The organism is Shewanella sp. SW24 (assembly GCF_025653395.1).
Classification (GTDB): domain Bacteria; phylum Pseudomonadota; class Gammaproteobacteria; order Enterobacterales; family Shewanellaceae; genus Shewanella; species Shewanella oncorhynchi.
The window spans coordinates 153,888-173,095 of record NZ_JAKKSH010000007.1 but is presented as its reverse complement, the minus strand read 5'-3'; the positions used below and the strand labels follow the sequence as shown (position 1 = coordinate 173,095).

General features: G+C 46.0%; 17 protein-coding genes. 9 read left to right on the top strand and 8 right to left on the bottom strand.

The annotated features are described in order from the left end of the window. Window positions 1-251: 251 nt before the first annotated feature. Window positions 252-482, top strand: coding sequence for a hypothetical protein (locus L5M17_RS08225; RefSeq protein WP_113939077.1), 231 nt, complete (start codon window positions 252-254; stop codon window positions 480-482). Between the two features lie 258 nt (window positions 483-740). Further along, on the top strand, window positions 741-2,930 hold the full coding sequence (locus tag L5M17_RS08220; RefSeq protein WP_263146576.1) for an OsmC domain/YcaO domain-containing protein: 2,190 nt from the start codon (window positions 741-743) through the stop codon (window positions 2,928-2,930). A gap of 160 nt (window positions 2,931-3,090) precedes the next feature. Here the strand turns inward: L5M17_RS08220 and L5M17_RS08215 are convergent, their stop codons facing one another. Further along, window positions 3,091-3,999, bottom strand: a complete 909-nt coding sequence (locus L5M17_RS08215) for a GGDEF domain-containing protein (protein ID WP_263146573.1) — start codon at window positions 3,997-3,999, stop codon at window positions 3,091-3,093. A gap of 398 nt (window positions 4,000-4,397) precedes the next feature. On the opposite strand from L5M17_RS08215, the gene L5M17_RS08210 reads away from it, so the two are divergent. Together L5M17_RS08210 and lgt are read left to right on the top strand one after the other, a co-directional pair. Next, window positions 4,398-4,868, top strand: a complete 471-nt coding sequence (locus L5M17_RS08210) for a cupin domain-containing protein (RefSeq protein WP_263146570.1) — start codon at window positions 4,398-4,400, stop codon at window positions 4,866-4,868. A 216-nt stretch (window positions 4,869-5,084) separates the two neighbouring features. Next, window positions 5,085-5,864, top strand: coding sequence for a prolipoprotein diacylglyceryl transferase (gene lgt / locus L5M17_RS08205; RefSeq protein ID WP_131523760.1), 780 nt, complete (start codon window positions 5,085-5,087; stop codon window positions 5,862-5,864). Between the two features lie 83 nt (window positions 5,865-5,947). Here the strand turns inward: lgt and L5M17_RS08200 are convergent, their stop codons facing one another. Next, complete coding sequence (locus L5M17_RS08200; RefSeq protein WP_263146566.1) at window positions 5,948-6,865, bottom strand: alpha/beta hydrolase; 918 nt, start codon at window positions 6,863-6,865, stop codon at window positions 5,948-5,950. A gap of 412 nt (window positions 6,866-7,277) precedes the next feature. On the opposite strand from L5M17_RS08200, the gene L5M17_RS08195 reads away from it, so the two are divergent. Further along, the gene (locus L5M17_RS08195; RefSeq protein ID WP_263146563.1) at window positions 7,278-8,639 is read left to right on the top strand and encodes an MATE family efflux transporter; all 1,362 of its coding nucleotides are present in this window, start codon (window positions 7,278-7,280) and stop codon (window positions 8,637-8,639) included. Between the two features lie 27 nt (window positions 8,640-8,666). Here the strand turns inward: L5M17_RS08195 and L5M17_RS08190 are convergent, their stop codons facing one another. Continuing rightward, complete coding sequence (locus tag L5M17_RS08190; protein WP_168824711.1) at window positions 8,667-9,272, bottom strand: DUF4274 domain-containing protein; 606 nt, start codon at window positions 9,270-9,272, stop codon at window positions 8,667-8,669. A 98-nt stretch (window positions 9,273-9,370) separates the two neighbouring features. Then, window positions 9,371-9,796 (bottom strand): HPP family protein, encoded by a 426-nt coding sequence (locus L5M17_RS08185; protein ID WP_168824713.1) that lies wholly within the window; start codon window positions 9,794-9,796, stop codon window positions 9,371-9,373. Window positions 9,797-10,048: 252 nt separating this feature from the next. On the opposite strand from L5M17_RS08185, the gene L5M17_RS08180 reads away from it, so the two are divergent. Then, complete coding sequence (locus L5M17_RS08180) at window positions 10,049-11,815, top strand: alkaline phosphatase D family protein (protein ID WP_263146558.1); 1,767 nt, start codon at window positions 10,049-10,051, stop codon at window positions 11,813-11,815. A 284-nt stretch (window positions 11,816-12,099) separates the two neighbouring features. Next, the gene (locus L5M17_RS08175) at window positions 12,100-12,666 is read left to right on the top strand and encodes a phosphoribosyltransferase (RefSeq protein ID WP_028759331.1); all 567 of its coding nucleotides are present in this window, start codon (window positions 12,100-12,102) and stop codon (window positions 12,664-12,666) included. Window positions 12,667-12,755: 89 nt separating this feature from the next. Here L5M17_RS08175 and L5M17_RS08170 read toward each other — a convergent pair whose 3' ends face one another. After that, entirely contained in the window at window positions 12,756-14,033 is a 1,278-nt protein-coding gene (locus L5M17_RS08170) for a glycerophosphodiester phosphodiesterase family protein (RefSeq protein WP_168824718.1), read from the bottom strand. Window positions 14,034-14,403: 370 nt separating this feature from the next. Between L5M17_RS08170 and L5M17_RS08165 the strand changes: the two genes are divergently transcribed. Together L5M17_RS08165 and L5M17_RS08160 are read left to right on the top strand one after the other, a co-directional pair. After that, entirely contained in the window at window positions 14,404-14,706 is a 303-nt protein-coding gene (locus tag L5M17_RS08165) for a DUF3622 domain-containing protein (RefSeq protein WP_105250177.1), read from the top strand. Window positions 14,707-15,086: 380 nt separating this feature from the next. Further along, window positions 15,087-16,271: a DUF3103 domain-containing protein gene (locus L5M17_RS08160; protein WP_263146555.1), complete on the top strand. Its 1,185-nt coding sequence runs from the start codon at window positions 15,087-15,089 to the stop codon at window positions 16,269-16,271. Window positions 16,272-16,368: 97 nt separating this feature from the next. Here L5M17_RS08160 and azu read toward each other — a convergent pair whose 3' ends face one another. The 3 genes from azu to rihA form a co-directional block, all read right to left on the bottom strand. Next, window positions 16,369-16,845 carry an azurin gene (azu, locus tag L5M17_RS08155; RefSeq protein WP_028759449.1) on the bottom strand — a complete coding sequence of 159 codons (477 nt, stop codon included), beginning with the start codon at window positions 16,843-16,845 and terminating at the stop codon, window positions 16,369-16,371. Window positions 16,846-17,138: 293 nt separating this feature from the next. Then, window positions 17,139-18,050, bottom strand: a complete 912-nt coding sequence (rbsK, locus tag L5M17_RS08150) for a ribokinase (protein ID WP_263146552.1) — start codon at window positions 18,048-18,050, stop codon at window positions 17,139-17,141. 19 nt (window positions 18,051-18,069) lie between these two features. Further along, window positions 18,070-19,026 carry a pyrimidine-specific ribonucleoside hydrolase RihA gene (gene rihA / locus L5M17_RS08145; RefSeq protein WP_105250175.1) on the bottom strand — a complete coding sequence of 319 codons (957 nt, stop codon included), beginning with the start codon at window positions 19,024-19,026 and terminating at the stop codon, window positions 18,070-18,072. Window positions 19,027-19,208: the final 182 nt, after the last annotated feature.

Here is a 19,208-nt window from a genome sequence, read left to right as displayed (position 1 = left end):
GCAGGGCAGTATAGCTAATTTCCCGCATTCTTAAGTGTTTAAGTTAACAAAAATGTAATGGAAATCGATAAAATGCGCGCTGTTGATTTATTCCAAAGTCGTTAACTATGCTGTGAATCTAGGCCTTTCTTTTGATCTTTATCAACACTATACGGGCCCAATGAGTTCACTATATTAGCTTAAATTGATGCAAAATTAGCTAGAGTTGGTGCAGGCTGATGCAGGTAGTGGCGAATAGTAAGGGCAGGGTTGTGACGAATGAAAAGTTGATCCTAACGCTGAAAATCTGCATTACTGTAGGCATTTGTCTTATTGCGTTGGGCATCTACTTACATAACTTTAATGAAACTGTTGAGGCGATGGGCGTGCAAGGGATTATTATCAGCGCTATGTGTGTCGCCTTTGGCATGGCCTTGTCATTACCGACTAAGATGTATTTAACCTTTCTGTTGGTTAAGCGAGAAACTGAAAAACATCCATAATGTGTTTTTGCACAGAGTGTTACTCTGCGACTCATTGGTTTCCTCGCCTTCTTGAGACTCAATCTAAGTACTCGCTTAACCCTACTATTCAACCCACCAAGCTCAGCCGCAAATGCTCTGATTATGGTTTTTAACATAATTAACCCAAGACTAATGGGCCAAAAACACCGATAATTCCCCCTTAATGACTCATTACCAATGACGCGACTTGGTCGATGGGCTGCTACAGACTCGCATATTTAGTGGAAATCATATTCAATGGAAATCAAAGTTAATTTTCTCGACAATCTTAGACTTGAAGCCAAGTTTGATGATTTTACCGTGACCGCCGATCAGCCAATCCGCTACAAAGGTGATGGTTCAGCGCCTAGTCCGTTTGACTATTTCTTAGCGTCGTCAGCCCTGTGTGCGGCCTATTTCGTGAAGGTATATTGCAAAGCCCGTGATATTCCAACGGATAACATTAGACTGTCGCAGAACAATATTGTCGATCCAGAAGATCGCTACAACCAGATTTTCCAAATTCAAGTTGAGTTACCCGATGATATTTCGGAGAAAGATCGCGAAGGTATTCTGCGCTCGATTGACCGTTGTACGGTTAAAAAAGTGGTGCAAACGGGCCCAGAATTTAAAATTGAAACCGTTGAGAACCTAGATTCAGACGCCAATGCTATGTTGATGGGTCAGCCTAATGGCGTATCGAGCACCTTTATTCTGGGTAAAGATCTGCCGCTGGAGCAAACCATTGCCAATATGACGGGCATGCTCGCCGATCTTGGAATGAAGATAGAGATCTCATCATGGCGCAATATCGTGCCGAACGTGTGGTCACTGCACATTCGTGATGCGGCTTCGCCAATGTGTTTCACCAATGGTAAAGGCGCGACCAAAGAAAGCGCGCTGTGTTCGGCGCTCGGCGAGTTTATTGAGCGTCTGAATAACAACTTTTTTTATAATGATCAATTCTTTGGTACCGAAATCGCCAATAGCGAATTTGTGCATTATCCCAATGAAAAGTGGTTTGCGTTAGAGGAAGACGATGCGCTGCCAGCAGGTATTCTCGATGACTATTGCTTAGAGATTTATAACCCAGACGACGAGCTGTGCGGCTCGCACTTGATTGATACTAATTCGGGCAATATTAAGCGCGGTATCTGTGCGATTCCTTATACTCGTAAATCTGACGGTGAAACTGTTTACTTCCCGTCGAACCTGATTGAAAACCTGTTCTTAAGCAATGGTATGAGTGCGGGTAATAACCTGCAAGAAGCCCATGTGCAGTGCTTGTCAGAGATTTTTGAGCGTGCTGTAAAACGCCAAATCATTGAGCAAGAAATTGTCCTGCCCGATGTGCCTATGTCTGTACTAGAAAAGTACCCAAGCATCCTCGCGGGCATTAACGGCTTAGAAGATCAAGGCTTCCCGGTTGTGGTCAAAGATGCCTCACTCGGCGGCCAGTTCCCTGTGATGTGCGTCACCCTGATGAACCCGAAAACTGGCGGCGTATTTGCCTCCTTTGGCGCGCACCCAAGCTTTGAAGTGGCGTTAGAGCGTAGCTTAACTGAATTGCTGCAAGGCCGTAGCTTTGAAGGCTTAAATGATGTGCCAAAACCGACCTTTAACAGCATGGCGGTTAGCGAGCCAGAAAACTTTGTTGAGCACTTTATTGATTCAACAGGAGTGATTTCATGGCGCTTCTTTAGCCGTAAATTTGATTATGAATTCTGCGAATGGGATTTTTCTGGCACCAGCGAAGAAGAAGCTGACGGCCTGTTTGGGATCTTAGAAGCGTTAGGTAAAGAGGTGTATATCGCTGAGTTTACCGATTTAGGCGCATCGGCGTGCCGTATTTTAGTACCTGATTATTCGGAGATTTATCCAGTTGATGATTTGATTTGGGATAACACCAACAAGGCGCTGGCATACCGTGAAGATATCCTAAATCTGCATTCGTTAAGCACTAAGCAATTGGCTAATTTGGTCAACCGTTTAGAAGAAAGTCAACTCGATAACTACACGGATATTCGCACCTTAATCGGCATTGTATTTGATGAAAATACTGTGTGGGGAAAACTGACGATTATTGAGCTTAAGATCCTGATTTATTTGGCACTCGGTGCACACGAAGACGCGATTGAGCTGGTCGGTGAGTTCCTACAGTTTAACGACAATACCGTTAAACGTGGCCTGTTCTACCAAGCCATGAATGCTGTGCTGGAAGTGACCTTAGATGAAGAGTTAGAACTTGATGATTTTATCCATAACTTCAACCGTATGTTCGGTAAAGAAGTGATGGACAACGTCGTTGGCTCAGTCACAGGTAAAGTGCGTTTTTATGGTTTAACTAAGACCAGCATGCAGCTCGAAGGTATTGAGCCGCATTTAAGATTGATTGAAAGCTATAAGAAGCTGCATCAAGCCCGTAAAGCTGCGAAAAACCTGAATTAATTCTGTTATTTGGCATTAGCTTAATGTGTTTAAAAGCGAACCTTTTGGTTCGCTTTTTTGTTTGTTGCTCTTTTGATTCGCGCTTCTTATGAGCACTTGTGGCTATCATTTATTAAGGGCGTTTGTTATTGCTATGTGTGGTTTGAAATGTTCAGTCCACTCAGGCTGTATTTGATATAACTCGATTTTTGCCGTTACGTTTAGCTTGATACAAGGCGGCATCGGCCCGCTTAAGCGTTTCTTCATATGACTTATCCAATGGTTCGATAGAAGCGACTCCAATGCTTACGGTGGCAAACAAGCCATTGACCGCATATTTTTGCAGCTCAGTGTAAAAGCAATCGCAGAGGTATTCTGCAAATTCAACCGCTTGCGAATGCTCTACCCCAGGTAGGGCAATCACAAATTCATCGCCACCAAAACGATACGCGCTATCGGTTTTTCTAAATTGAGTTCGGCAGGTTTCAGCAACTGCGATGATGATTTGATCGCCAGCATAGTGACCCAACTGATCATTGATGGACTTTAAGTGGTCTAAATCGAGGATCAAGATTGAGGTGGGAATACGGTGGCGCTGAAATATATCGAATTGAAAGGTTAAATCACGTTCTAAACGGCGACGGTTATACAACCCTGTCAGTTGATCGGTATCGCTTAGTTGACGAAGTTGCAGTTCAAGCTCATGCCGCTTGGAAATATTACTGGCGACCCAAAGCACCACAGGCTCATCATCAACCAGAAAGTCTAGTGCTTGAATGCGTCCCTCAAACCAAATGGGTTGTTCAGGGCCTATATCGGGTAAGCCTTTGACATCTTTATTGCTCAATTCATATTCTTCGATCAGTAATTTTCGGCTGGTTAATGCACTTTCGATAACCTGTAAAAAGTAATTGAGTTTGTCAGCCTTTAACACATCGCTAAGATACAAGCCGATTAGACCACTACCATCGTGGTAATAACGGCCATCTTTACCACCGAAGACGGCAATGTATTTACCACTTTTTGACAGAACAAAAGTAGGATCAGGAAGTGCATCAAGGACTAAAGCCATTTCTTCTATTTTGATCATCGATTAAAATCCCTGTGGAAAATCACCCAACCTTAAGTCCGCGTGTCCAAGTCATCATAGATAAACTACTCTTTGGCGCTTTAGCCGCGAATGCATCCTGCGAACTCATTACAATTTAGCCGCTTTTGTGGGTAACAACAAACCATAACAATATGCCGTACAATTTATTTGTCGTCGCGATTTTACCAAGGCATCAGAGCGTTCGATGGCGCAGAGTTGTATCCCTGTTGAGGCTTAAAACTTAAGCCTTGCGATCGTATCGAGTCAGTCGTGATGTCTTGAACTTTAGCGTTTGTGCTTATGTTCAAAAAGCTTCATTGCGGTGTTTAGTGGACAGATGATTTTCGAGTAGAATCTAGGGCCTTAATTGTGGTTTTAATTTTACACAGGGATTTATAATGCATACTGCAGATGATTTTATTGAACATTTAGCGCTAGAGCAGCATGTTGAAGGCGGTTATTACCGCTCATCCTATCGTTCAGAAACGGCATTTGATCAGACTCGGGCATTATGGAGCAGTATCTATTTTTTGCTGCGTACGGGAGAGGTTTCCCATTTCCATCGTCTGACAGCTGATGAAATGTGGTATTTCCATGCGGGGCAATCGCTGACGATTTACATGATTACTCCTGATGGGGTGCTAACGACGGCGCAATTAGGGCTTAATTTAGCTGCGGGCGAGCGGCCACAGTTTTTAGTCCCTAAGGGCTGTATCTTTGGTTCAGCCATGAATCAAGATGGTTTTTCATTAGTGGGCTGTATGGTATCGCCCGGTTTTACCTTTGATGATTTTGAGCTGTTTAGCCAACAAACTTTGTTAGCCCAATATCCACAGCATAGTGACATCATCCAACGTCTGAGCAGGTAGGGAATCGCTAAAGTCAGTTAAATTTAGCCAGTTGATTCGTTAAATGGTAACTTGGTTGACATTGCCTCATTCGGCAAAACCAAGGTCGCTCTGAGTCATTAAATTTGACTCAATAGTAAGATATCCCCGCGACAAGGCTTGTCTATTGGCGTTTAACCACGTAAAACATGCTTTTTGGCGTACCTCTATGTACCAAGTGTTATGGAGTAATTGAATTTGGAACACTTAGTGTGGGAGCTCGATCCTGTATTAATCTCGTTTATGGGACTAAAAATACATTGGTATGGAGTCCTGTTTGCTGTTGCTATTACTGCTGGTTTTCAGGTGATGAAGCGGATTTATATCAAGGAAAATCTCGATCTTGAGTCCCTTGATAATTTACTGATTTATTGTGTGGTTGGCATTATTGTGGGCGCGCGTTTGGCCCATTGTATGTTCTACGATCCGACTTATTACTTTGCTCATCCGCTTAAGATCTTGGCGATTTGGGAAGGCGGACTCGCCAGCCATGGTGGTGGTTTAGGCGCGATTCTGGCCTTGTATTATTACCAACGTAAAGTGAAGCTACCCTTCCTGTTTTTGTTGGACAGACTCGCTATCGCCACTGCCATTTTTGGCTTTTTTGTGCGTATGGCAAACTTCGCCAACTCAGAGATTTTAGGCGATCCTACGACTCAACCTTGGGGCATTATATTTGCCCGTGTCGACATGTTGCCAAGACATCCAGCACAGCTCTATGAGGCTTTCGCTTATTTAGCTATCTTTATTGGTCTGTATGCTTTGTATCAATACACGCAGATTAAACAAAGACATGGGGCTATTTTCGGCCTGTTTCTGGTGTCGGTGTTTAGTGCGCGAATTGCGATTGAGTCGATTAAAGTTAGCCAAGCGGCTTACTCTGAAACTTTCTTAAGTGCGGGACAACTTTTGAGCTTACCGTTTTTAGCCGTAGGTATAGTCTTGTTGTTCTTGGCGTATCGAAAGAAAACCGTTTAAATCTAAATATCAAACGGTTAAAAAAGGCTTTCTATCTAGATAGAAAGCCTTTTTTATGAATGAATTAATCATCAAGTATGACGTTAGGCTGTCTTCACTATATTAGTCACCTGCACCATGGCATCCCGAGCGGAACGGCTCACGCCCGAGAGTTGGAAGAAGCCATGGATGACGCCAAGATAACGACGGCAGTGGGCATTTACGCCAGCCTCTAATAGATTCCTAAATAGCTGTTCACCTTCATCGACGAGTGGATCGAATTCGGCGGTGATGATATGGGTTTCCGGTAAGCCTGCTAAGTCATCACGACGTAGTGGACTGGCTTCGCCATCGGTTCTGGGGTGCCAATCTAAATACAGATCGAAACCGGTTAGCAAGGTGTCGCGGGTGATGATGTATTTCTCGCCATTGTCGCTATAGCTTTGGCTCTTCGCGGTGGCATCGAGCATAGGATAGATAAGCACTTGTTTGTGTGGCAACCATTGCCCTTTGGCTTTTAAACGCAGGCAAGTGACTAGGGCTAAATGGCCGCCGGCGCTGTCGCCCATTAGGGTGATCTTAGTGTTATCACCGCCCCATTGGTGACAATGTTGATAGATGACTTCTGCGGCATGGCAGGCATCGTCGTGGGCAGCGGGATAAACATGTTCTGGGGCGAGGCGATAGCGAACGGCGATCACTAGTGCGCCAGAATCATTGGCGAGTTTTCGCAGTTGTTGATTGTGGGTTTCAACGCCGCCACTGACAAAACAGCCACCATGGTAGTAAATGACGATAGGTAAATTGTCTGCCGCCGAGGGTTTAAACAGAGTTAATTCTGCGCCATCGATGGAAATTGCGCGCACCTCGAACACCTCTTCAGGCTCACCTGCGAGTACAGTGCTGGCAATATAACCTTGTCTACGTTGCTCAATACTTTGCTCTCGCACTGATGGGCAACCCGCCGCGATAAACTCGCTAACCAATTGCTTAATTCCCTCTTCTAAATAGAGTTGGCTCATTTAATACTCCCTCAATTTTTAGTGCGCTCGGCTGTTCTGCAATGGGCTGAGTTTATCGGCAGCTTAATTGAATTGGTAGCCTAGATTCACACTCAGCCATGAGCTCTATCATGATTGCGGAAATTAACTTTGGTATTAACTTAGTAATGAATACGGTTGCAGTCGGCATCTTTTTCACTATTACAGATTGAGTTGTAGGGTGTCTTGTAAGAAAATTACCAACTTAATTGACTGTCAGGCTTAATGCGCTTAAATGTCCGCCTGATTGTGCGTTAGATAGCACTTTGATGTCTATTTGTGAAAGTGGGTTTCAGTCTCTTGGCTAAAATATAAGTTGCCAAGATGCTGTTTGAGCGACACATTGAGCCAGCGATCACACTCGTTATTCGTTCTCTATTTGCAGGAATCTTTCGTGGCAAAAGCACCCAAAACATTGCAACAGCGCATGGGCATAGTTGCCCTGACGTGGCCGATTTTTATCGAGACCTTGTTGCAATCTCTGCTTGGGATCAGCGATATCTTTATGCTGAGCCATTATTCCGATAATGCGGTTGCCGCGGTGGGACTCACGACTCAGCTGATGTTCTTCATGATGGTCATGTCCATGATGGTGAGTACGGGCGCGAGTATTTTGATTAGTCAAAGCAATGGGGCAGGCCAACCGCAGCAGGCTGTCGATATCGGGGTGGCGAGTGTCGTATTGAGTTTGGTATTAGCCTTGGTCATGGGTGCATCTATGTTCTTTGGTGCTAAGGGCATTATCGGCTTATTTGCGCTTGAGCACGATGTGGCTGGTTTTGGATATGACTATTTAGTGATTTGCGGCAGCTTGAGCATAGGGCTAGTGATGAACATTGCCTTCGCTGCTATTTTGCGTAGTTACGGTTTTACCCGCTCGGCCATGTTAGTCACCTCGAGCACAGGCTTAATGAACGTGATCGGTAATTATATTGCCCTGTATTCACCCTTTGGTTTACCTGTTTATGGGGTAACAGGGGTGGCGATATCGACAGTGACCAGCCAGATCATCGGTGCGTGTATCATGCTGATGGTGATCCGGCATAAGCAAATTCCGCTGCCACTGCAACGACTTAAGCTTTTACCGCGCAGCACTTATTGGAGTGTGATGCGTATTGGCCTGCTCAATGCTGGCGAGATGCTGTCTTACAATGTGGCTCAGATGACCATCATCTACTTTATCAGCCAGATGGGCACTTTATCGCTTACGGCCTACACCTATGGCTTGAATATTAGCCGTTTTATCTATTGTTTTGCGGTAGCACTCGGGCAGGCGACGCAAATTCAGACCGGATACTATGTGGGTAAACAATGGTTCGATGAAATCACTACTCGGGTGCAGCGTTACTGTTTGGTGGGCTTTATCGCTTCACTGACCATAGTATTAGTCTTCTACTGGCAGCGATTCGTTATTGTCGGCTGGTTGAGTGAAAACGAAGACGTTATTCAACTAACAGCGTTATTGCTTGCGGGTTCCATCGCGCTTGAAACAGGGCGAGTGTTTAATCTGGTGATTATTTCGGCGCTCAAGGGTGCAGGTGATGTGGCATTCCCTGTGCGTATAGGTCTTTTTAGCATGTGGGGCATTGGCGTGTTATTGGCTTGGTTCTTTGGCTTGCATTTAGGTTATGGCGTGCTTGCAGCCTGGCTTGCTGTGGCTGCCGATGAATGGATCCGCGGTCTGATTATGGTGCACCGTTGGCGCTCGGGTCGCTGGCAGCGTTTTACGCGTATTCCGCTAGTAACCCTAGCTTAAACCGCGCTGATAACAAAAGGTCAGCACTTATTGGTTGCCCCATTTGCCCGATTTCAGTAGTTCATTTTTAAATTGTAGATACCTTGGATGCCCTTCATAGGTTTCGATTTCCATAGTGCTGTAGGGGGCAAAAATAGCCCCTGGAATTTGGCATCCTCTAGTAAGAACGTCTTCTAATGAGGGCATAAAACATTCTTTAATCGGGTCAAAATGGATTTTATAACTGGCATAGCCGCGCGCAACAAATCTATCGGTTATGGTTTTGAATAGCTGTCCAAAAGGCGTGTCGAGCGTCTCCGGCGTGGAGTAATAAAAGCCTTGTCCGTACCAGTAGAGTAATAAGGCGGTACCTGCGTCGCAGAGTGGATGTTCGATAATCGCCCTGACCATGTCGGGATCATCGTTATCCCAATTCAAGTTGGCCGCGACAAAATGCAATTCCTCCATACTTTGTAAGTCACTGATACAGGTGATTTGCGTTGCCGCTTTGCCAAAGTAGGTACTGTCTTGATGTAAAAAGTCGTAATCGGGATCGGCGAGTAATTTGGCGAGTTGTTGTTGATTGGCAAAACAGCCAAATTCTGCGCATTCATAGGCGCGAATAAATTGTTCTTGTGAGAGTAATTTAGCCAAGGGAATCCTTTCTTTTTATAGAACACACAGTTTATAAAAAAGACAGCGTCAGCCTTGCGTAGCAAAAGGCTGACATGGCAGAAAGGGAGCGTAAAACGTTACGCTTGCTGTTGCAGTAGGGTACGGCACAGCTTAATAAAGTCCGATGAAGTGACGATACCGAGTACCTTTTTATCGACATCGACGACGGGCAAGCAGCCGAGTTTGTTTTCAATAAAATATTCCACCACCACAGTTAAGGGCTCGTCGGCGGTTAGATGCTGATACTCTTTATCCATCACTGTCGTGATTGGCGTGTATCGCTCTTTACGTTCGAGCGCGCCTTGGCCGTACTTGTTCAACATAGTCATCACGCTGGCGATCATCTTTTTATGGGTGAGTACGCCAACGAGGGTGCCATCAATTTCAGAAATCACGGGTAAGTGGCGTACGCCACGGGTTTGCATCAGATGGTGGGCATCTTTCAAACTGGCGCCATCGCTGATGCAGATGACTTGATCACTCATAATATCGCTGACTTTCATTGTTAAATTCCTTTTCTTGCCATTCTTAGGCGTGCATTTAACACGCTGCGTTAGCCTGCACCGATGTTAGCAGCTTCTCTGTAACCTACGCCAGTCCTGCACAAATAAAGTACGCTATCCAGTATAAGTGTTTGAATTGATAGATATCATAAAAGGCTGACAAAGATGTCACAAATATGTAACAGTGATATCTCACAATCGTGGTCTTATTAGACCTCATACCAGTGAAGCCTTATCTAACAAGGAATAATAATGAATCGTACCGTAACTCGTCGTGATTTTTTGGCTATGTCGGCCAAAGGTGTTGGTGTTGCTGTGATCTCTTACGGCTTGATGGGCTGTAGTGATAGTAATGATGATAATTCTGTACCCGCGCAATTTTTACATGGGATTGCCAGTGGCGATCCGGCCGTCGATGCTGTGATCCTCTGGACTCGTGTCACGCCTGAGTCTGAGGGCGATGTAAAAGTGAGTTGGCAAGTGGCAAGTGATGCGGCCTTTGCTCAATTAGTGACCACAGGTGAGACTGTCACTAATGCGAGCCGTGACTACACGGTTAAGATTGATGCCCGTGGTTTACGTGCTGGGCAAACCTACTTTTATCGCTTTATGACGGGTGATAAAACCTCTGTTGTGGGTAAAACCCGCACTCTGCCTGAGGGTGATGTTAGCTCAGTCAAATTAGCCGTGATGTCCTGTGCTAACTTTCCTGCCGGTTATTTTAACGTCTATGAGTTAGCGGCGGCGCAGGATGATTTAGATGCTGTGGTGCATTTAGGCGATTACATCTATGAATATGCCCGCGGTGGTTATGCCAGTGAGCATGCTGCCGAATTGGGCCGTGAAGTGTTACCCGCCAATGAGTTGCTAACGTTGAGCGATTACCGCACTCGCCATGGTCAGTACCATACCGATGCGAGTCTGCAAAAGTTACACGCGAAAGTGCCTTTTATTACAGTGTGGGATGATCATGAAGTGGCCAATGATACTTGGCGTGATAGTGCCGAGAATCACAACGAAGGCGAAGGGGATTTTGCCGTTCGTAAAGAAGCTGCACTACAAGCTTATTTCGAGTGGTTGCCGATTCGCCCATGGCGTGAAGGGAATCATGAAGAGATTTACCGCAGCTTCAGTTACGGCAATCTCGTCGATCTGCATATGCTGGATACTCGCGTATTAGCCCGTGATAAACAGCTCGATTATGCCGATTATATGGATCCTACCACGGGCTCGTTTGCTGGAGAGCGTTTCCTTGCCGATGTCACTTCAACCACTCGCACTATGCTGGGGCTGACGCAATTATTATGGCTGCAGGGCACATTGCTACAGTCGACAGGCAAGTGGCAGGTACTGGGACAGCAGGTATTAATGGGTAAGATGTCATTGCCGGCGGCGATTGCCACTCAGCAGATGAGCATTCCCCAATTTGCCATGTTAGGTGCGTTAGCTAAGTTAGCGGCCCGTGCGGCGGCAAATGATCCCACGCTGACCGCCCAAGAGCTGCAATATCTTCAAGCCAATCAAGCCTTACTCACGCCAGAAGTTATCGGGCTGCTGCAATTACCTGCAATCCCGTACAACTTAGATGCTTGGGATGGTTATGCCTATGAGCGTGAAGTGATTTTAGGTACGGCTAAATCGAAAAATCTCAATCTAGTTGTGATCGCGGGTGACACCCATAATGCATGGGCTAACGAGCTTAAAGACGTGAATGGCGATACCGTTGGGGTGGAGTTTGCGACTAGCTCAGTATCATCGCCAGGCCTTGAATATTACTTGAATCTGCCAGCGGAACAGATCCCCGCGACCGAGGCGGCAATCGTCGAGTTAGTGCCAGATCTTAAGTACGCTAACTTAAAAGACCGAGGCTTTATGACGCTCACCTTTACCGCTGATGAGGTGCGCAGCGACTGGCATTATGTGGATACCATTTTGTCGAAGGATTTCCAAGTCGCAACGGCCCGTGGTTATAGCACTAAGACAAAAGTAGGCGAGCATGTGATTACGCCTATCGTTTAATGCGGTATTGTTCGCTTGTTTATCGGCCACCTTAGGGTGGCCTTTTTGTTGCTTTTGGCTTTAAAAGACAAAATAAATGTCTGTTGTCACGCAAGTTCTTACTATTACTGCAGCACATCGCATTTTTTTGGTATAAAATTCGCTCCCAAAATTCGGCGGCTGCCTACACTTGCTAAGGCAAAGCTGTTCTAGTGTTTTGGGAACCTTTACCCGCCGAACAGACCTTACAGGGGTCATAAGCTTTAACGACCTAAGAATAAAATCAATGTGATGGGGACTGTGTCATGTCAGAAAAGTATTTTGTTACCGCGCAGCAATTGCTGGAAGATTCATTTTTATTAGCTTCGCAAGTGTATGAGAGTGGCTTTCGTCCGCAATTTATCGTGGGTATTTGGCGTGGCGGTGCTCCAATCGGGATCGCGGTACAGGAGTTTTTCGATTTTAAACAAGTTGAAACCGATCACATTGCCGTGCGTACCTCTTCTTATTATGGGATTGGCACCGACAAACAAAGCAAAGAAATCAAAGTTCATGGCCTGCATTACATCGTTGAAAATGCGAACGCGAGTGACGGTTTGTTGATTGTGGATGACGTGTTTGACTCTGGCCGTAGTATTCATGCATTAAAAGAAAAACTCAGCCAACTGATGCGCTTGAATATGCCAACCGATATCCGTATCGCTTGCCCTTATTACAAGCCAAAAAATACCGCAGTGCCTTTAAAACCCGACTATTACATTCATGCCTCTGAAGACTGGTTAGTTTTCCCGCACGAAGTTACAGGTTTAACGCCTGAAGAAATTGCCGAAGGTAAGGGCGATTTAAAGAATATCCAGCACCTGTTTAAATAGCTCGCGGCGAGATATAGATTATTTTCGCAATAAAAAAAATGCGTTAACGATTAATCGTTAACGCATTTTTTGTTTTCTATATCGATGACTTATAAATCCATACAGTTAGCATAGTAAGTCACAGTGGCGGGCCAGTCGGAGAACACTCCAATCACGCCGACATCTTTCGCAAGTACATCAAGTAATTCAAAGGTATCGCCTTCATTATCTATCGCTTCGGTAATGCTTTGAAAGTAAAAGCCGCCGCCATTTTTTAATAAACCAGAACGTTCTAGCGACCAAGTGATGATCTTAAGCCCAGCGCCTTTAGCGGCCTTAGCGTATTCCGAAGGAATGATTTTCTTATCCGCATCTAAGGCGACTAATACCCAGAGTGGCGGCGCAATAATTTCGACGCCTTGGGTCTTTAAATCCGCCATTGATGGTGACCAAGTGGCAGAGTTCTGCGGATCAAAGGCGCTGTTATAATCGTATCTGTCATCGAGAAACACGGCTTGCTTCGCAAATTCAGGTGCGTTGGCGACCCAATATTTGATGTCATCCAAAATAAATGACTGGGGGAATACTTGCGAAACATTGACGCCCGCCGCCGTGTATTCATCCAACATTTTTTGCGCGTAATCCTGCTGAGTAAAACCATCGAAGGGCATAGATACGCTGGCGGCTTTTAGCTCAGGCGTCATCTTCACACCGGCTTTTTTAAACATTTCAATACTTTCAGCGTGGGTCATTAAGGTGCCATTGCCAGCATAAAGATCGGTGCGCCAGCTTGGGGTACCATTGATGAATTCGGCCGCAGTGGTCGCTTTCGGATTGTTGCCTTCCATCTTACCCTTGAGAGTTTTAAATTCGGCGAGGGTGATATCGCTAGTGCAACAGGTTGCCGATGCGCTGACGCCATTGGCGGCATCAGCAGGAGTGAATGGGATCGAACATTTATTGGCAAGTTCGGGTATGGCTAAAATGTTGGTCGTGCTGGCAAGATCGCACTGTGAGTGGCGGCAAACTAAAGCTTTATCGGCGGTGAAGGTGACATCACACTCGACTATGCCTGCGCCCGAATCGATAGCCGCTTGGTAGGATTCCTTTGTATGCTCAGGGAATTTCATTGGCGCGCCACGGTGACCTATGGAAAATTCGCTGCGATAAAAATTGTCAGTGGTGCATTGTTCTAAGCGGGTTTTAAGTGTGCTGTCTTGCATCTGACGTACGAGGAATAAGGGTCTTTCTCCCACTTGAGCTGGAACGGGTTTGCTGGTGGGTGGCGTGACTGCGGCGTTATCATCGCCATTATTGCAACCGGCTAATAAAGCGCTCGTGGCAATTAACAGGCCGAGTGAGAGCGACGAAATAGGGCGTAGTTTCATCAGATTTACCTATGAGTAATGATGTAAATTATTAACATTAATCAGAAACTCTAAAGTGTTAATGTGACTGAAAAAGCCTATTTGTATGACATAAACAAGAATATATACCGTTTGCACGACGATTATCTAAGGCACGCTAGCTTGCGATAAACTGCCTTAGACAGAGGACGGTCGGGATATATGTACAGTGTTGCTTTAGATGTGAGCATTGACTCCACTGAGCGAGTCGATGAAACTGGCATGAATATTTTCATCTGGGCGATCTTTCTGGGCCGAAATCAAGTACACTGCGCTCCTTTTGTTTTATGATGAGCGTTTGGTTCGCTTGATAAGACAAACGTGACAAGCATCATTTAGGAAATAGAGCAGAATGAGCAAGGGCAAAAAATACGATTTTCGCGTGACACAGGGCGACAACGGTTGGAAAACTGAAATCACTCGTCGCATGACATCAACTAAAACAGTTGTGTCTAAGAGCCACGATGGCTTTGCGACTGAAGCCGAAGCGCAAGCTTGGGGCTTAACTGAATTACAAGTGTTTTTAGGCACGTTAACTGAGCGCAATAAACGTCGTTCAGAGAAACAAGCTAAAGCAAAATTAGCCGCAGCATTAGCGGCTGAAGCGGCTACTGATGCCGAAGATCTTGATGAAGATGATTTCGACGAAGAGTAACACTCATTTGTTTAACCTTGTCTTATCAAGCCAGTGTGACTGTTAGGGCGCGCATAACGGGTTCTGAAACGTTACTCTGGCGATGAACAGCAAAAGGCAGATCTTAAGATCTGCCTTTTGTGTTTTTGTCGCTCGCGAAACTGTGCATATCAATTCATTTCATTCTATTTCCTCGTTTATCTTCATACACTCTGTTCGGCTGGACTGATCTACTGATGCTGTCATTAGCTTGTTTTTATCGCATTTAGTCGGGATTACGTACCCTATACCACTAATAATTAACGATAACTATTATCATTTGATTTACTTAGATGCTGCTCTGTGCTCATATGTAAGGAATTCGAACGCACGTTTAACTTTATCAAGGTAAGGGAACTCCTATGAAACTACTTCAATCCAGTTTATTGCTGTGTTTGTCGGCTTCGGCAACCCTGAGTTATGGCCAAGCCTTAGATGGAGAGGCGTTACGCTTACTACAAGCGTCGCTAAAGGATTCGACTTTGGATGCACAAGCTCAGTTAACCAATACAAAGCGGGCATTGGCGTTAGATTTAAGCCATCAATATGCGCAGCTTGCGCCTATCTTACAGACTGAAATAAACCAGTATCAGTTAGCAGTGAATGCCGATGACATTCTGTCTCAGCATAGGCTCAATGATAATGTGATCACCAAAGCCGATGCGTCGATTCGCCGAGTGAAGGGCTTAAGTGCCAAAGCAGATTCTCTGGTGCAAGTGCGTCTGGCGGATGAAACCATGTTAACCCCATGGCAGCAAGGTGAGTCTCCTTTATTTGCCTATGAGCCCGATGGTGACGAGAGTCAGTGGGATTATATTGAAGCCTTTGATATTCATGGGCAAGTGCATCAATTAGACGTGTATAACCTGCCGCAGCAGCCAGTGTTTGTGGTCGGTATCGATAGCAAAAAAGCCTTTGTGGCTGGCTTAGAGGTGATGCGGGCGACATTTGCCGAGGCGCAGTCAGCGAAAAAAGAGGGCGCGCTACTGAGCCGTGCGCAAACACAGGCGGTGGCAGACAAGCCGATTTCAACCACAGTGATCAAGCAAATATCCTTGAAGGATGACCATGAGCCGTGGATTTCTGGTCGTGCCGAAATTTACGGCATAGTGACAGGGGTTGCCCCGAGCCGTGAAGAGCCTGTGCTCGATATCGTCGAAATGCCCTATTTAGATTATGCGGATACGACCTATTATCCGAATCAAATCATCATACATTGGGAGCGTTATCGTTGGGCGGCTGCGGACATGATCTTAATGGAGCATGACGATGGTACTAACTATAAAGTGTTGGCCACTAAGCTGTTGGAAGCGGCGGAGCAGATCTTAAAGTCGATCCCCGATCCTGAAGCTCAGGGTTATGCGCTGATCCCGCAAATCACCAATGGTATTTTAAGTGTGATGCCGGATGCTTGGTTCACCAATGACGATGACTTTGTCGACGTGTATTACACTTTACAGGAAGGGGTTGAATATCCTAACTTGAACGGCGCTAACGGTAATGCGATGACGAGCTTTGCGCCATTAGTCATCCAACCAAGACCATGATGGATTAGTGCGGCTAAATGCAATGGCTGAAATGTAAAAGCGGATCCTAAGATCCGCTTTTTTATTGACTAACTTAAGGTGAGGCTAGGCCATTCCTTTAAGCTTTTAACTTGAAACTGCCTTGCATAATCGCCCAGTGACCTGGGAAACTGCAGAAGAATTGGTAGGCTTCGGTAGCGCTCATACCGGCAGTGCTAAAGGTGATAGACGTTGATTCGCCACCGCCCACTAAATCTGTGTGTGCGATAACGCGCGTATCACCGGCTTTGACATAGGCTGCATCAGGACCGGCACTCATGCCTTCAGTTGCTACTGCTGACATATCGGCTGCTTTAGTTAATACCCAGTTATGGCCCATGGCTGCTTTTGGCAAAGTGCCTGAGTGGGTTAAGGTTAAGGTCACTTCTTTACAGCTTGCAGGTACTGACAGCTCTTTAGTGTCAAATTGCATTGCATCAGTGGCGGCAATTTTCAGTTCACATTCGTTGGCACTCGCTTGGCTAGCGAATAATAATCCTAGGCCGATTAGGCTAGTGCTGGTCACGTTACGTAAAGCTGTGCTTTTTGCTTTCATCTGGTACTTCCTTATTTGAACAAGGGTAGCCGAGCCGTTTTGACTCGGACATGCACCTGCCAGCATAAGCAATCTTCATTAAATGGGAATGAAATCAGCGTGTAAATTATGTATATGCAACTTTCGGTTGAAAGCTAGCATCGTTATTGGCGGCAAAATTGTTAGCGGTAAACATAGGTGAGTACTTAGCTTTAGTGAACTAAGTACTCAGGAACTATTATTTATGTGTTTGGTTTATAAATGATAATTTTTTGTTCTAACGCAGGGCGTCTATTTCAGAACTTCTTACGTTTTTAGTACGAAAGCTCCTGTCGATAGGGAATCGCACGTTGTGCACCTGGGCGAGTGACAGTAATGGCACTGGCTGCATTGGCAAATCCCACGGCTGCAGCAATCGACATGCCCTCGCTTAAGCCCACAACTAAGGCGCCATTGAAGGTATCCCCTGCGGCGACTGTGTCTATGGCCTGCACTTCAAACGCAGGTATTAGCCCATTAAAACCTGGGCTGCTGATATATGCGCCACGGCTACCTAAGGTAATGACCACAATCTTTACTCCCTGCTGGTGGAGAAGTTGCGCTGCCATGTGTGCATCATCAATATGGTTGATCTCAACTCCCGTTAAGGCTTCTGCTTCGGTTTCATTGGGGGTAATAATATCTACCCACTTGAGTACATCTTGGCCAAGTGCCGTCGCTGGAGCGGGATTTAGTACAGTCGTCACGCCAAGATTCTTGGCTATTTGCAGCGCCTTTGCCACTGTGGCAGCGGGCGTTTCCAATTGTGTTAACAAGTACTCCGCATTAGCAAACAGGGCGTAATGAGCTTCTAAGTCATCGGGTGAAAGGCTGGCGTTGGCACCTGCGGCAACGCCAATCGTATTCTCACCGTTATCACCGATAAAAATCATGGCAGTGCCTGTGCTCAGTCCGGCTATTTGGCGGATCCCTTCCGCACTGATGCCATCATTCATCCAGCTTTGACGCATATTATCGCCGATACTGTCTTGGCCGAGATGGCAGATAAAATCAGTGCGTGAACCTGATTTGGCTAAGCGCGCGCAGGCGACGGCTTGATTGGCCCCTTTGCCGCCCTGTTCGAGGCGGTAATCTCGGCTCATTAAGGTTTGCCCTGCAGCGGGCAGGTACTCAAATTTCATCACATGGTCGGCATTTGCACTGCCGATAACGAGTATCTGGCTCATAGAAGACTCACTGTCATTTTTATCTGCGATTGAGATAAGTTGCATCATAGACGCGTAAACTGTCTACCAGTAAATCGACAAAGCCTTGCCTATCGATCCCAAACAGCACAGTCGCATTGGCGGCTTTACCTGTTAGCTGATAGCGATCGACCACTGTCATGCCTAAGGTCAACTCACTTTGGGTTTCAATGCTTACCCAGCAATCTTGCGCCTCAAATAGCTCAGGTTTAAGCAACCAAGCGATAGTGCAGGGGTCGTGCAATGGCGCACCAATAAAGCCCCATTTAGGATCTCTGTGGTAAATCATAAAGAAATCCAATAATTCGGCGACGCACTGAGCAATTGGATTTTGAATCGCGCGAATGCGTTCTATGTCTTCATCCATGATTTGCGCCTGATGAGTTACATCGAGGCCGCACATGGTAATGGGAATTCCGGATTTAAAGACAATATCGGCGGCTTCAGGGTCGACAAAAATATTAAATTCGGCGGCTGGGGTCCAATTACCGACACCGGCTGCGCCGCCCATTAGCACTATGCGTTCGATCTTGGCGTGTAATTCGTGGTGGCTGGCGAGCAAAAGCGCGATATTGGTGAGTGGTCCTGTGGGAATTAAGGTTACTGGCTGATGACTTTGGCGAATTTGCTGCGCCATTAATTCAACTGCGGTAATGGCTTGAGGGCTAAAACTTGGATTAGGCAATGCAGGGCCGTCGAGTCCGGTTTCACCATGGACATTGTCGGCAATGATTAATTCGCGAGCTAATGGCTTGACGGCGCCGCCAGCGACAGGAATATCACTGCGATTTAATAAGGTTAAGATCCGCAGGGCATTATTGAGCGTTTTATCCGGCGTTTGGTTACCGGCGCTGGTGGTGACGGCCAGTGGAACCAGCTCTGGATGGGCAAGAGCTAAAATGAGCGCAATAGCGTCGTCATGGCCGGGATCGCAATCCAGAATAATAGGGCGAGTCATACTGTTACTCCTTTAAACAGCGGTGATGGGGGCTTAGAATAGCATGCCATCAGTTAGGCGCTAGCCTGTGTAGGGGACTTGCAGAGTAAACTGTGAGCATTTTCGTCTTTTTATCAACAAGCTGCTAGAATTCTGCCCATTTTTGACATTAGGCGATGTTAGGTAAATCCATTCTCGCTCTG

Bases quoted from the DNA above. Each gene is read 5' to 3' on its own strand.
- L5M17_RS08220 (WP_263146576.1), top strand. From the start codon at position 741: ATGGAAATCAAAGTTAATTTTCTCGACAATCTTAGACTTGAAGCCAAG.
- L5M17_RS08215 (WP_263146573.1), bottom strand. From the start codon at position 3,999: ATGATCAAAATAGAAGAAATGGCTTTAGTCCTTGATGCACTTCCTGAT.
- L5M17_RS08210 (WP_263146570.1), top strand. From the start codon at position 4,398: ATGCATACTGCAGATGATTTTATTGAACATTTAGCGCTAGAGCAGCAT.
- L5M17_RS08200 (WP_263146566.1), bottom strand. From the start codon at position 6,865: ATGAGCCAACTCTATTTAGAAGAGGGAATTAAGCAATTGGTTAGCGAG.
- L5M17_RS08185 (WP_168824713.1), bottom strand. From the start codon at position 9,796: ATGAAAGTCAGCGATATTATGAGTGATCAAGTCATCTGCATCAGCGAT.
- L5M17_RS08180 (WP_263146558.1), top strand. From the start codon at position 10,049: ATGAATCGTACCGTAACTCGTCGTGATTTTTTGGCTATGTCGGCCAAA.
- L5M17_RS08175 (WP_028759331.1), top strand. From the start codon at position 12,100: ATGTCAGAAAAGTATTTTGTTACCGCGCAGCAATTGCTGGAAGATTCA.
- L5M17_RS08170 (WP_168824718.1), bottom strand. From the start codon at position 14,033: ATGAAACTACGCCCTATTTCGTCGCTCTCACTCGGCCTGTTAATTGCC.
- L5M17_RS08165 (WP_105250177.1), top strand. From the start codon at position 14,404: ATGAGCAAGGGCAAAAAATACGATTTTCGCGTGACACAGGGCGACAAC.
- L5M17_RS08160 (WP_263146555.1), top strand. From the start codon at position 15,087: ATGAAACTACTTCAATCCAGTTTATTGCTGTGTTTGTCGGCTTCGGCA.
- azu (WP_028759449.1), bottom strand. From the start codon at position 16,845: ATGAAAGCAAAAAGCACAGCTTTACGTAACGTGACCAGCACTAGCCTA.
- rbsK (WP_263146552.1), bottom strand. From the start codon at position 18,050: ATGAGCCAGATACTCGTTATCGGCAGTGCAAATGCCGACCATGTGATG.
- rihA (WP_105250175.1), bottom strand. From the start codon at position 19,026: ATGACTCGCCCTATTATTCTGGATTGCGATCCCGGCCATGACGACGCT.